The sequence below is a fragment of the Agrobacterium sp. 22-223-1 genome (genome assembly GCF_053522385.1).
This window is the reverse complement of sequence record NZ_JBNWCN010000001.1, coordinates 1,793,722-1,805,668: the sequence shown is the minus strand read 5'-3', so window position 1 is coordinate 1,805,668 and position 11,947 is coordinate 1,793,722. Positions and strand designations below refer to the sequence as shown.

Genomic DNA, 11,947 nt, shown 5'->3' with positions numbered 1-11,947 from the left:
GCGTTATATTAGTGCATCTAACGCATTAAATGCACTAAAAATGGAGTTATCACATTGGCTACCGCAGCAATCCGCCTTCCCGAAGAGCGTGCCGAACAGGCTCGACAACTCGCAGCCCATAAGGGTGTCAACCTTGCCGATCTCGTCGGCGGCCTCATCACCGATGAAATCAAGCGCCTTGGACTCGGCCAGCAGATCGGCCTTGGCAATATCGACATCGCCAATCTTGAAGATGGCACTATCCACCTTGATTACGGCGCTGGCGTTCATATCTGGACCCCGGAGCAGACGCTCGACATCGCGCAGGCCATCGAAAACGCGCTTGCCCGGAAGGGTAGCACGCTGGACGTGGACGCCGAAATCGAGGTGGCGCGTGTCGGGGTTTCGGTCCGGCTGAAAAATCTCAACACCGGACACGAGCGCACGTTCGCGTCGTCTGTTGCCCGTGAATTGGTGGCGCTCTTGCGCCATCACGCCCAAAACTAAACCCGCCTGCCGTCGCTCGCATCAACATTTGAGGCTCGTCGCCCTTGTCCAACGCTCCCCGATATTCCGGCCAGTCGCCATTGTTCCGCCGCCTCGTCAATGACGTTCCGGCTGACGGGCAGACCAGCAAAATTGCGACAAAAAGCGAAACGGCTGACAGCGCTGAAACCCTTACGGCGCAAGGGTTGGCCGTAACTCCACAGGACGCTAGGCTAGTAGCACCCCAACACCTTACAACACCCCCTCAAGAAACCACCTCACACACCTCAGAAACAGAAGCGGCTGTCACGGCGTCCCCCCTTCAGGCTCCTAAGCAATGGCGTTACTTGTCTGAAGGGCAGAAGCTGCTTCAGGCCCATATGGCTGCCGAAAATTCTGGCGCGCTTGCTTTCACGATCAACTTCAGCGACCGCCTTCAAGCCACCCTCAAAGCTTCCGGTGATCCTACCCGGCTCATTTCCGGTTACATCGGCAGGGAGCTTCGAAAAGCGCTAGGCCACTCGCTTCCACACCTTTTCACCCTTGAAGTCTCCCGGACAGGAAAGCTTCATGCGCATGGTGTTGTGGTGGTTGGTGACGATCTGGACGAAGAGCGCATTCTCACCATCGACAAAGCCCTTGGCAGGGCAGGTGGTAAGCTGAAAGCGGCAAGGATTGTCCGGCAGACGCAAAGCTACCTCGATCATCTTCATGATGGAGAAGGCTGGGCGAAGTATCTTTCTAAGGCGCGCAGCGCGACGAGCCGCCATCTTGGAACAGAGAAAATCAGCTTCATTTCCACTGATCTGGTCCGGTTGGCAAAAGGCTAGGCCGTATCGCCACACACAGACTCACCAACGGGCATTAGGGTGTCGGTGAGTGGTGGGCAGCCCGATGAGATGAACGCCCCCGGTGGCCCTCTATGAGTCAAATCTGCTTTTGCTATTCGGCTGTCTAAAATAGTTTCGAAAATAATAACGTTACTAAACGAAACAAATCCGGCCACGTCGCTATGATACCATAGGCATAGATCGGTATTATCAAGAGACCGGTGAATATGTAAGCAATGTTGAAAAAAGCGCAAATGGCTCTCGCTTCGCGCTTCACCCAAGTTGGACGATATCGAACACCGGCCCGGTTTCTTCTCCTATAGATGTAGCGCTTATAAAAAGCTTCATACTGCCTCGGCCATCCGACGCCATAGAGCCTGAGGCCGACCGTGAGCATCGAAACACCGTAAACCAAAGCAAGGCCGCAGAACGCACCATTGAGAAGAAATTGTTCTTTAAGGTCGATGCTGATGCCAGCTAAAGCGATCTTCCTGTCAGCAGAGTCAACAATGCTCAGGAGTGCGGCCACCAACGAGAAAAGTAGCGCCTTCTGCCCCTCCTTTTCAAATTCTGCCTCAAGTGAGGATGATAAGGGCGCGTTTCGTTTCAATCGATACAAGACATTACTCCGGCATTCGCAACTAGCAGTGTGCGACAAACAAATAGAGCCTGCAGCTTTAACTATCATAAGACGGCAAGCATTTTAGCATTTAGCGAAATATCGCATAAATCACTTACTGCTACCCATGCGTGAACAGGAGGAAATTTATGCGCAACCCTCGCAAGTATCTAAAGCCAAAAAAGCGAAATCGCATCAACTCGACCATAAAAGCTGTTCCCAGCCTTATGGCGGGCGCGCTCATGATCGGTGCGGTTGGCTATTACAGCGCTGGCGATCTAGTGGCAGAGGTCGCGCCGCCCGAAAAAGATTGCAATATTAAGGGTAATATCAGCATCAACAGCCGGGAGCGCATATATCACGTTCCCGGCCAAGAATATTACGCCTCCACCAAAATCAGCCCGCAATACGGGGAGCGTTGGTTTTGTTCGGAGGAGGAAGCCCGCGCTGCTGGCTGGCGTAAGGCCCAAAAGTGATTTGGTCTTCCTATATGGTAAATTGGAAGAACAAAATTTTAGTAAATCCTTAAATACTCACATGCTGACATGTGATTTTTCAGGTTACTAATGTTCCGGGAGGGCCTTAACTGCTTTTTTCCGAGCTTTAGATTTCGCTTTCTTTTTAGTCTCTTCTTTATGAACGGGCAGCGGTGGAAGGCGAGTGTTTGCCGCCCAATCGAGGCTCGCAAAAACTCCCCTGAAATACGGATAGCACGCGAAAACGCCGACCCGCTCGACAAAGGTTTTTACGGCATCGATGTCGCAATCATCCGCGATCTCATACATTACCGTATATGTCGCATTGCACTGCAAAAGAGGTTCATCACCACGCAGTGCATTGACTTGGAAGCTAATGATGCAAGCCGCCAAACGAGATTCTTCATCATACTCGCTGGACTCGGCTTTAACGACGTAACCCAGCTCTGCATCGGCTTGCTCAATATAGTAGTCCGGAGAGACATCGAAGTCGAGCTTAACCAACTGAATAGCGCCCAGCTCCGCTGCGGCGACTACTCTATTGTAGTTATCGCGTCGTTCGTCTTGCTCTTTAACTTTATTATCCAAAGCATCCTTGGAAGCTTTCGCCATCACGCCGCTTCCATCGCGTGAGTGCCGTTAGAATTGGCAACTCTTGCCTCTTTTTGGTGCCAAGCACCGGATTTGCGGCTTTGACGCTGGCAAGCGAACCACTTCATAGTATTCACGTCTACATCTTCCTTCCGCTTCGGCGACTCCATCACTACCTCGCCAAGCCAGAACGATTCCGTATCGATCAAGGCATAGGAACCTTCCGAGTCATCCCGGCCTTTGCTCTCGCTGTTGTTGCCAGGCGCTTGGTAGCAATTTTTGAGGCCGACGGCGTGGAGCGCACGAGCCGCAAGTTTGAGCGTAGGATTGGCGCTAGGCGAAAACAGTTGGCTGATACGCGCGCGGGAAACCCCAAGAACCTCCGCAAGCTCTGCTTTGGTCATTCCTTGCAGTTTCATCGCATCCATCAACGCAAACTGAAAATCAATCAGCGCGTCTTCTTCAGCGTCCACCTGTTCACGGGTCAGTTCCTTAAGGTCCTTAACCATTGGTAATCCTCACATACTCATCCGCTGCCTTTTGGAGCTTTTGCGGATCTGCTTTATCTTTTTTCTTTGAGGGGTCACAAGCGGTCCCCCTGAAACATCGTTTGCTGTCTCGCTCGCCAACCACACCATAGATTCGAAATTGGTATGCTTTAAACTCGTAGACCATCACGGCAGTTCCGCCGCAGTTACGGCGGCTCTGCTTCTTGAACATGGTGTCATCAAGGTGCTGTGGTCCCATGTCTGCATATCGCTGAAAATATCGCGAAATTGTTCGATACTCCCGCATGCTCGTCTGGTCGCTTCGATTTTGCAGCGCCTCATATTCTTCCTTGGCCTCGCCGAACAACAGCACGTCAGCAAAGTCGCCGCGTCCCACAAGAAGACCGTCGTCATTATTGTCTGATGGCTTCTTCGGTGTCTTACGGCTCATATTGCGCTATAAAAGTTAAGTTATACATAAACAGGAATCAAGCGTTGCACGGCGAGATTCCGTTCCTTGCGACGATATGTCAAGCGGGTGACACTTATTCGACACAACTTAGATTAGATATTGTGAGGGGCCTGCCAAGCCGAAGTTCATATAGGAGCCGTCGAGTTGAATTCAATTCTCTGAACAGAACACACAACGCATTAAAACAATATGAGAAAGGAGGTGTGGATTTTGGGCGGTTCTGCGTCACAAAAAATGCACCATCCCAGTGTCACAAATTAGAATTTACTAATTTTTATTTTATATATTAAAATCAATTTGTTATATCGTAAAAAAGTGGAGAGATGGCGATTTCGAATCTCTCCACTCCGACCATTTTAAAGCAAAACATCAGCTTTCCGGCGTAACTTCTTCCAAATAGCAGTGATTTATTCCGCGGACGGACCGGCCAGAGTGCTCTCCGCCGTGCCGATCGTCATGACATTGCCGCGCCATGCCACCGCGCTGCCGATCCAGCTTCGCGCCCAGACGACGGGCATGATCATGTCGCGGACGATCATCGCCGGCAGTGTATGGAGCGATATCGGCCAGCGGTTGAGGGCCGCGAGCGCAAGTTCCGGCACGTACATGAGGGCAAGGACGGCAGAGGCGGTTGCGGCGAGGTTTACATCCATCATGGCGGCGGCGGCGAGCGCGAAGAGAAGCGGGGGAAGCGCGCCGGTGAGGATTTCAGGCGCGAAGTATTGCGGGAAGGTCACGCGTCGCAGCCGCGCCCAGCGGGTCTGGCGCGACCAGATCTCGCCGGCATGGCGCTGGCCGAGCGGCTGTTCGAAGGGGGCGCAGACCAGATGCACCTTGCGGCCGGCGCTTCGCACCAGCTTCGTCGAGGCGGCGTCTTCTGCGATTTCAGCAGCCAGCGCGCGAATGCCGCCATTGTCCTCCAGAAATGGCTTGTTCCACAACATCGACTTGCCCTGTGCGAAACCCATGCCGATGGCTTCCGCCGCATATTGCCAGCGGCCCTGCGAGCCGTTGAGGAAGGCGCATTCCACATGCGCCCAGAAACCCGCAGGCCTTGACCCGAGCGGCGGCGAGCAGACGAGCCCGCTATCCTGCCGCCAGGCCGACATCATGGTCGCAATATAGGATTTCGGCATCAACACGTTCGAATCGGCCAGAATCACCCATTCATGCCGGGCGGCCCGCCAGCCCTTGACGCAATTGTTCAGTTTCGGATTGGCGCTGATGCGGTCATCGCCAATGAGCAATTGCATGGAAACCGAGGGGAAGGCGGCTTGCGCTTTGCGAACTGCCTCGATCACCGGATCGAATTCGTCGGCGACGCAGAACAGCAACTCATAATCGGGCCAGTTGAGTTCGAAGGCGCGCGACAGCGTCAGGGGCGTGAAGTTCTCCACGCCACGCAGCGGGACCACGAGCGAGACAGGCGGCTTTTGCCGGACGAGATCGTTTTCCGCGTCCCGTCTCGTCAGTCGCCAGCCGGCCAGAACGATGCCGAGAAGATTGAAGCCGAGGAGCAGAATTGCGCAAAGGGCAAAGACAGTTTCCATGCTGGCCAGTTCCACTCCCAAGCTTTTGGCGGTCTGCGCGCCAATCGATTCCATGGAATTCGTCTCTGCCGATTATAACGTTTGCGTGACAGTTACATGTCATCATCGGCTGGTGTGCAGGCTGCGCCGTGCATGGAGGCGTCGCAGAAGCCGCGTGCAAAAGAAAAAGCCCTCCGCATAGAAGGGCCCAATCGTCATGACGGTCGATGAATTTTAGTGGACGTTCAGGATATGGGCATGACTGCTTGCGACGAGAAACGATTCCCGCGCTTTCTCGATGTCGCATCTGCCGGCGATGGCATCGAGGCAGTTCCTGCGCGCCTCTTCATATTCCGGCCCGTGTTCCTCGGGCCAACGGTACATCAGCATGTCCAGCGCCACCAGCGGGCTGTAGATTTCCACGGCGACGCACAGCGGCAGGTGGATCGCCACCGGTTTCATCCACGAGGCGTGGTGACACGGCTCCGTTCTGTTAATCAGCATGTCATTCTCCTCCCTGTTTTACCTGCCTTGAAGGTCTTTCATTCTCCCATGCGCGAAATGCCCGCCTCACGAAATGGTTCCCGATCACCTAAAATGTGATCGATCAGGGGGTTCCAATTTTCCAAGATGAATGGAAGATGAACAAATAGATGAACCGGAGATGAACAAAACCGCCCTCAGGGCGTTGTTATGTCCATAAGAAGGAGAACGCATATGTTCAATTTGTCAGGCATTCAGGAAAGCTTCTTCGGAGACCGCATGGCCGGCGTTTGCCAGGCAATCACGTCGGCTCTGGCCTTCGAATCGGGGCTCGAAAAGTCGCGCATTTCCGCAACCGTCGAAAATGATGTGATCTATCTGGAAGGCACGGCCGATTCGGTCGAGGCGATCGACATCGCCATCAACCTTGCCGCTTCCATTTCCAATTGCCGGATTCTGAGCCATATCGAGCCGGTCTACTGAATATTGCGCCAGCCGGGCGAAAGCTCGTCCGGCTCATTCAGACGCAATAACGCGGCAACGTCATTTCCGGTTGCCGATTTGCGCGCTGCGAACCATGTCGCCCGGCTTGATGCCATAGCGCTTCGCAGTGCCGCCATTCAGTTCAAGCACAAATTTTACTGGCCCGCGGGAGCTGATGATCGCTTCCGAATGCGGAACCGCGTTTTCATGAATATGGGTAATGCGGCCGTCACGGCCAATGAAAAGCATGTCGAGCGGAATAAGCGTGTTCCGCATCCACATGGCGACGTCACGCGGTTCACCGAAGTCGAACAGCATGCCGTTTTCAAGCGGCATGCTCTTGCGGAACATCAGGCCCTGTTCGCGCTGGGCGTTGTTCAGCGCCAGTTCGGCAGTGAAATCGTGGCTCTTTCCGCCGGCGGTTTCAATCTGCAGCGCTTCGGAGGTGAATGTCTGCTGCTGCTGAGCCTGGGCGGTGGCGGCCAGCGTGAAAAAAAGAAGCGCCATAACGGCGCTTTTCACCATATGGGGCAGGGCGGACATCAATGCGACATCCCGATGGAAACCGGGTTGTCGGGGTGGATTTCCGCCGCCATCAGGCCCTTGTCGCCATCGCCGTAACGCACCAGAACCACCTGGCCGGGGCGAAGCTCCGTCAGGCCGAAACGGCGCAGGGTTTCCATATGCACGAAAATATCTTCCGTTCCTTCGCCGCGCGTCAGGAAGCCGAAACCCTTGGTGCGGTTGAACCACTTGACGATGGCGCGCTCAAGTCCGCTCGAAGGCGTTACCTGCACATGGGTGCGCACCGGCGGCAGTTGCGAGGGGTGAACGGCGGTCGACTGGTCCATGGACAGGATGCGGAACGCCTGGAAACCGCGGTCGCGCCGCTGGATAAGGGCGACGATGCGCGTGCCTTCAAGAATTGTCTGGTAACCGTCGCGGCGCAGGCAGGAGACGTGCAGCAGCACATCCTGCGTGCCGTTGTCGGGCACGATGAAGCCGAAACCCTTGGCGACATCGAACCACTTCACGACGCCGGTAATTTCGGTCAGGTCCACGGCATCGCCCGAAAGGTCCTCGACATCGACTATCGTTTTCGATGACATCCTATCAGCCATATCCTGCCAACCCCTCGATTACGCGCCATACACCGGTCAACTGATTCCTGTGCGCCAGATTAACATCTTGGTAACGGTTTCACGCAAGCCCTAGTTTTTGATTTACGCAGCTGCTTTTATGTCGCCGTCCTTGTCCGGGGCTTGCCATCATGCGTTTAACGGCTCCGGACCCGTGTAATGGAGAGGAAGAAAATGCGGTATCTGCACACAATGGTTCGCGTCAAAGACCTTGGCGAATCACTGAAATTCTATAACGACCTGCTGGGTCTTGAGGAAATACGCCGAATCGAGAACGAAAAAGGCCGATTCACTCTGGTGTTTCTTGCGGCGCGCGACGACATTGCTGCGGCGAAGGAAAACAAGGCGCCGTGCCTCGAACTCACCTATAACTGGGATACCGAGGATTATACCGGCGGCCGCAACTTCGGCCATCTGGCTTACGAGGTCGACAATATCTACGATTTCTGCGCCCGGCTTCAGCAGAACGGCATCGTCATCAACCGGCCGCCGCGCGACGGGCACATGGCCTTCGTGCGCTCGCCGGATGGTATTTCCTTCGAAATTCTGCAGAAGGGCGAAAGCCTCGCACCAGCCGAACCGTGGATATCTATGCAGAATACCGGTTCCTGGTAGGGATTTTCCGGTGAGCAGCGGCGTTTTCGGGTGCTCTTGCCTTGTCCCGAGGGGATGAGGCATAGTCCGCGAATCGAAACGGCCAGTTCCGTTTTGGGGAAGCACACGCGCCCGTTCCCGTGCTGCTGTTGGAAATGCAAGATACGGAGGCCACCCATGAAAACTGTCGAGAGCGCGAAAGGACGTCTGGTCCGTCAGCGTCTCGTCATCGCGGTTTCGCTGCTCGGGCTTTCCGGATGCGTTTCAGCGGTGACCGACGATGAGATGGCGGCGGCGACCAAAAAGCCGGAAATTTCCGCACAACAGAAGCCGCAGACCGCCGCTTCAACTGCCGCGGCCGGCGCGCAACAGGGACATTATGTGGATCCGGCCGTGGCATCGGCGGCCGGAGCGGCCACGCCAGCCCAGCCGCAGGCATCGGGCGGCCCGGCGCAGGCCTATGGCGGCGCCCCCGATATCGGCGGATTGACGACGCAGCCAACGGCGATCTCCGCAGGGACGACAAGCATTTATTCCACCGCATCCGCAGCAGCAGCGCCTGCCGGTGCCGCAGGGGCGCCGGGCACGGCCACTGCTGCGGGCGCTTCTTCCCAGAGAATCGTTCCGGCCGTCAGCAGCGTCTATTCGGCGCCGGTGCAGGCGGCGCAGCCGCAACCGGTGGCAGCGCCGGCTCAGGTCCCGCCAGCCGCACAGGCGCCGGCGGAACAGCACAGCGAAAATCGTCAGCCGGTTCCCGTACCCGTGCCGCAGTCGGCATCGGAACAACTCGCGGCCGTTGCCGCGCAACCAGCCGTGGACGCCAGGGCGACCGGCGAGGGGCATGAAAGCGAGGGTAAGGGCGTGACGCTTGCGGCATTTTTCGCCGGTGCGGCCAAAAAGCGCCTGCCGAAAATGATTGAAAGCGGCACGGCCGGCAATACGCAGGTCGCCGCATTGCCCGGAGTTTCGGACGGGACGATGGGCATCGCCCTTTCCGGCCGCTCGATGATGTCCGACGAATTCGACGACGCCCATCTCGATGAGGAGGATGACCAGCCGACCGGCCTGATGAAGCTCGCTTCGCTCTCCGGCCTCACCCGCGTCGCCCCGAACGGGCTTTTCCTGCAGACGGACCGTGTCGAAGTCGGCTGTTTCAAGCCGGAACTGGTGCGGATGATCAAGGATGTGGAGCGCCACTACAACAGCCCGGCGATCGTCACCTCGGGCTATCGTCCGCCGAAGGGCATAAGGCAGGGCTCCAAGCATTATACCTGCGATGCCGCCGACATCCAGATCAAGGGCGTCTCCAAATGGGAGCTTGCCACCTATCTGCGTTCCCTGCCGGAACGCGGTGGCGTCGGCACCTATTGCCACACCGAATCGGTCCATATGGACACGGGTGAGCCAAGAGACTGGAACTGGCGCTGCCGCCGTACTGCCGCGCGCAAATGATCTCCTGATTGGGTTTCATCGGGCCATCGAACCCAATGCGTAAACCTTTGGCTTGCAGATTTCTCTAGGGTTTAAAAGCGGATTCTCCGTCACCCTGCAAAAGCTCATTCGTGAGCGTTATTGCGTTGCTTTACTCGCCGAAAGCCGGAATTCCCTTGTAGAAAAATAGAAAGACTTTCGTGTGCTCAACTAATAGGGGGCAAACAAAGCATTACTCACCTTGAAGCTCGATACGCACGAGCTCGTTGAACTTCGTGACTTCGTCGGCGCCTGTGTTACCGATTTCTCTCAGCGTGTCAGCATAGTTCTGGAGCCGAGTGATGGCCGTAGTCTTTTCCATGTGACGCGTGTACGCCGACTTAAAGAGTTCATGAGTCGTAGCCCGTGGACGAGAGCTTGATCGCTGCCTGAAGTTCGCTTCCTCGTGATTTTCCGAACCCGTTGGAGTGCGCTTAGCGTTATGACGCACCTGCACTTGAAAAACGATATCTCTTGTCGTCTGCGGCTGTCCGAAGACTGAAATCATTAGTTAGGCCACCGTTCGAAAAGCAATGTGGATTTGGAGGTTTTCGATGGAAGAACTAATTAAGTAGCTGCGAGGCTCTGCATGCTTATTAGTGTGCCCTGTTAGGGTTACAGCTGGTTTTACATTCGAACTGAATTTGGTGAAATCGTAGATATTTTTGTTTTAATATTGACTAGGTTGCTTTTGGTAAATAACTCTGTCGCATGTTGATAATATCTATAATATTTCTAACTAAATTTATATTTTTATAATTAGTCGGAATAGAAGTGAATGATCATTGGAAATCCAATAATAAAGTTTATTATTTTTTTCTTAATTATTGCTACATTGATATTTTTTGCATTTGTTACTGCGGTTTTTATTTATATGTCGTCATACAATAAATTGGATGTCTTGAAGTTGGTGAGAACTGCGAGGCCAAAACTCCATTTCAATGAAAAAATTGATATTTTACCAATGTTTTGTTTGCCTGATAGAACGTTCTACCACGCGTTCGGTTGTGGTGACGTGCAAGAAGAGGCATCTATTATACTGTCGGAAAGATTTGCGTCTCAAGTATTGGCGGATATGGATAACGACGCCCGAGACCAAGCGGGCTCGACCACGTTTCCCACCCGAGCACTTTTTGGGCTTTCTGCGATAGGCGATCTCGAAGCGCAGCCTGTGGATATTCCCGAATACAACAGCAATTTAAAAATGTCGTTCGACTGCGATTTATTGAGAATTGAAAGTAATAATATTTTTCTTCTGCCATTACATTTGAGTATTTGTAGTTACAGAGGGCAATTCGTCTATTCTGTCTTATCAATCAAGAACTTTTATGGATTTCCGCCCAATCCCATCGGCGAAGCCCTTTTGCCGATTAGGGTCGTTGATTGGCGCATTTTAAGGGAATTACAATGACCAGTAATAAGTCGGAAGCAGCTGATATTTATAGCGCCGCGCTCATAGCTAAAGCGGCTTACGCTTCGGGGTCTTGTTCCGCAATCGCAGGCCCAAGTGCCTGTAAATGCGGTATATTCGCTTGATGTTGGTCCCGCAATCCTTGCGCTCCCAGTAGTACTTGCGTACGCCGATAGCGACAACGCACGCGCATTTCACAAATCTCGCGGATGCGTCGTTCGAGAACGGCCTAATCGGGAATGCGGGAGGTGTAGCGATAGATGGGCCGATCAAAGTCCAATGCCCCACAGGCGCGCGGGATCTATATCCCAATCCTGATGCATGCCTCTCACCATCCGCCGCTTCCGAGCAGGACTTAGAGTTTTCGGCGGATAACATCCTCAATCATCTCGCGATCAAGGGTCAGGTCCGCGACGATCTTCTTCAACCGCGCATTCTCGTCTTCGAGCTGCCTGAGCTTCTTCATCTTTGGCTGCACGCGAAACGGCCACATTTCTGGCGAGGGCGGCATCTTTTCTATTTAGGCGGCGCTGAGAAATAAACGAAGGTAACTAATTTGGCTATTTGCTAAACTTCCGTACATCATACAAGAATAAGATAATCGAAAAAGCCGATGACATAAGGAAAAGTAATATCATCGTGTAATATGGATCCTCAAACAGCTGCTTTAAATGAACGATTTCTCTTAGAAATACAAGGTAACTGAATATACACAGAATAAAAAATGCGAAAAAAGCATAAATTACAGAATTACTGTTCACATGGTAGCAATTGAAATAATAAAATGCCAAGAAGGCAACGAATACAGGTAGATAAATAAAAACGCTTCCAAATAATGAGAATATAATATATTCCTTAAATTCACTTGTAATCAATAAGTTACCGATAAATATTCCT

At 53.6% G+C, this 11,947-nt stretch carries 15 protein-coding genes and 1 pseudogene; 7 read left to right on the top strand and 9 right to left on the bottom strand.

Annotated features, from left to right (window positions below):
* The first annotated feature begins 54 nt into the window (after positions 1-54).
* Positions 55-486: a hypothetical protein gene (locus tag ACQZ60_RS08920; RefSeq protein WP_448735091.1), complete on the top strand. Its 432-nt coding sequence runs from the start codon at positions 55-57 to the stop codon at positions 484-486.
* Positions 487-530: 44 nt separating this feature from the next.
* Entirely contained in the window at positions 531-1,295 is a 765-nt protein-coding gene (locus ACQZ60_RS08915) for a hypothetical protein (protein WP_448735090.1), read from the top strand.
* Positions 1,296-1,419: 124 nt separating this feature from the next.
* On the opposite strand, the gene ACQZ60_RS08910 is transcribed toward ACQZ60_RS08915, so the two are convergent.
* Positions 1,420-1,914, bottom strand: coding sequence for a hypothetical protein (locus tag ACQZ60_RS08910; protein WP_421611426.1), 495 nt, complete (start codon positions 1,912-1,914; stop codon positions 1,420-1,422).
* A 149-nt stretch (positions 1,915-2,063) separates the two neighbouring features.
* On the opposite strand from ACQZ60_RS08910, the gene ACQZ60_RS08905 reads away from it, so the two are divergent.
* Positions 2,064-2,390 carry a sunset domain-containing protein gene (locus ACQZ60_RS08905; protein WP_448735089.1) on the top strand — a complete coding sequence of 109 codons (327 nt, stop codon included), beginning with the start codon at positions 2,064-2,066 and terminating at the stop codon, positions 2,388-2,390.
* Positions 2,391-2,477: 87 nt separating this feature from the next.
* On the opposite strand, the gene ACQZ60_RS08900 is transcribed toward ACQZ60_RS08905, so the two are convergent.
* The 5 genes from ACQZ60_RS08900 to ACQZ60_RS08880 form a co-directional block, all read right to left on the bottom strand.
* Positions 2,478-3,002 (bottom strand): hypothetical protein, encoded by a 525-nt coding sequence (locus ACQZ60_RS08900; RefSeq protein ID WP_448735088.1) that lies wholly within the window; start codon positions 3,000-3,002, stop codon positions 2,478-2,480.
* Complete coding sequence (locus ACQZ60_RS08895; RefSeq protein ID WP_448735087.1) at positions 3,002-3,490, bottom strand: helix-turn-helix domain-containing protein; 489 nt, start codon at positions 3,488-3,490, stop codon at positions 3,002-3,004. The genes ACQZ60_RS08900 and ACQZ60_RS08895 overlap by 1 nt, the downstream gene beginning before the upstream one ends.
* Entirely contained in the window at positions 3,483-3,920 is a 438-nt protein-coding gene (locus ACQZ60_RS08890) for a hypothetical protein (protein ID WP_448735086.1), read from the bottom strand. The genes ACQZ60_RS08895 and ACQZ60_RS08890 overlap by 8 nt, the downstream gene beginning before the upstream one ends.
* 428 nt (positions 3,921-4,348) lie before the next feature.
* On the bottom strand, positions 4,349-5,491 hold the full coding sequence (locus ACQZ60_RS08885) for a ceramide glucosyltransferase (protein ID WP_035262967.1): 1,143 nt from the start codon (positions 5,489-5,491) through the stop codon (positions 4,349-4,351).
* Positions 5,492-5,704: 213 nt separating this feature from the next.
* Complete coding sequence (locus tag ACQZ60_RS08880) at positions 5,705-5,974, bottom strand: DUF982 domain-containing protein (protein ID WP_035262940.1); 270 nt, start codon at positions 5,972-5,974, stop codon at positions 5,705-5,707.
* Positions 5,975-6,187: 213 nt separating this feature from the next.
* Here ACQZ60_RS08880 and ACQZ60_RS08875 point away from each other — a divergent pair, with 213 nt between their 5' ends.
* Positions 6,188-6,436 carry a BON domain-containing protein gene (locus ACQZ60_RS08875; RefSeq protein ID WP_003522642.1) on the top strand — a complete coding sequence of 83 codons (249 nt, stop codon included), beginning with the start codon at positions 6,188-6,190 and terminating at the stop codon, positions 6,434-6,436.
* A 60-nt stretch (positions 6,437-6,496) separates the two neighbouring features.
* Here ACQZ60_RS08875 and ACQZ60_RS08870 read toward each other — a convergent pair whose 3' ends face one another.
* Together ACQZ60_RS08870 and ACQZ60_RS08865 are read right to left on the bottom strand one after the other, a co-directional pair.
* Positions 6,497-6,979: a DUF192 domain-containing protein gene (locus ACQZ60_RS08870; RefSeq protein WP_448735085.1), complete on the bottom strand. Its 483-nt coding sequence runs from the start codon at positions 6,977-6,979 to the stop codon at positions 6,497-6,499.
* Positions 6,979-7,557: a cold-shock protein gene (locus ACQZ60_RS08865; RefSeq protein WP_004442353.1), complete on the bottom strand. Its 579-nt coding sequence runs from the start codon at positions 7,555-7,557 to the stop codon at positions 6,979-6,981. Before ACQZ60_RS08865 ends, ACQZ60_RS08870 begins: the two co-directional genes overlap by 1 nt.
* A 192-nt stretch (positions 7,558-7,749) precedes the next feature.
* Between ACQZ60_RS08865 and ACQZ60_RS08860 the strand changes: the two genes are divergently transcribed.
* The 3 genes from ACQZ60_RS08860 (at position 7,750) to ACQZ60_RS08850 (ending at position 11,050) form a co-directional block, all read left to right on the top strand.
* Positions 7,750-8,190 carry a VOC family protein gene (locus tag ACQZ60_RS08860; protein ID WP_020810846.1) on the top strand — a complete coding sequence of 147 codons (441 nt, stop codon included), beginning with the start codon at positions 7,750-7,752 and terminating at the stop codon, positions 8,188-8,190.
* 156 nt (positions 8,191-8,346) lie between these two features.
* Positions 8,347-9,621: a YcbK family protein gene (locus tag ACQZ60_RS08855; protein WP_020810845.1), complete on the top strand. Its 1,275-nt coding sequence runs from the start codon at positions 8,347-8,349 to the stop codon at positions 9,619-9,621.
* A 796-nt stretch (positions 9,622-10,417) separates the two neighbouring features.
* Positions 10,418-11,050 carry a hypothetical protein gene (locus ACQZ60_RS08850; protein ID WP_448735084.1) on the top strand — a complete coding sequence of 211 codons (633 nt, stop codon included), beginning with the start codon at positions 10,418-10,420 and terminating at the stop codon, positions 11,048-11,050.
* Between the two features lie 57 nt (positions 11,051-11,107).
* Here the strand turns inward: ACQZ60_RS08850 and ACQZ60_RS08845 are convergent.
* Positions 11,108-11,522, bottom strand: a pseudogene (locus ACQZ60_RS08845) (transposase family protein); the annotation flags it as partial.
* Positions 11,523-11,947 lie beyond the last annotated feature (425 nt).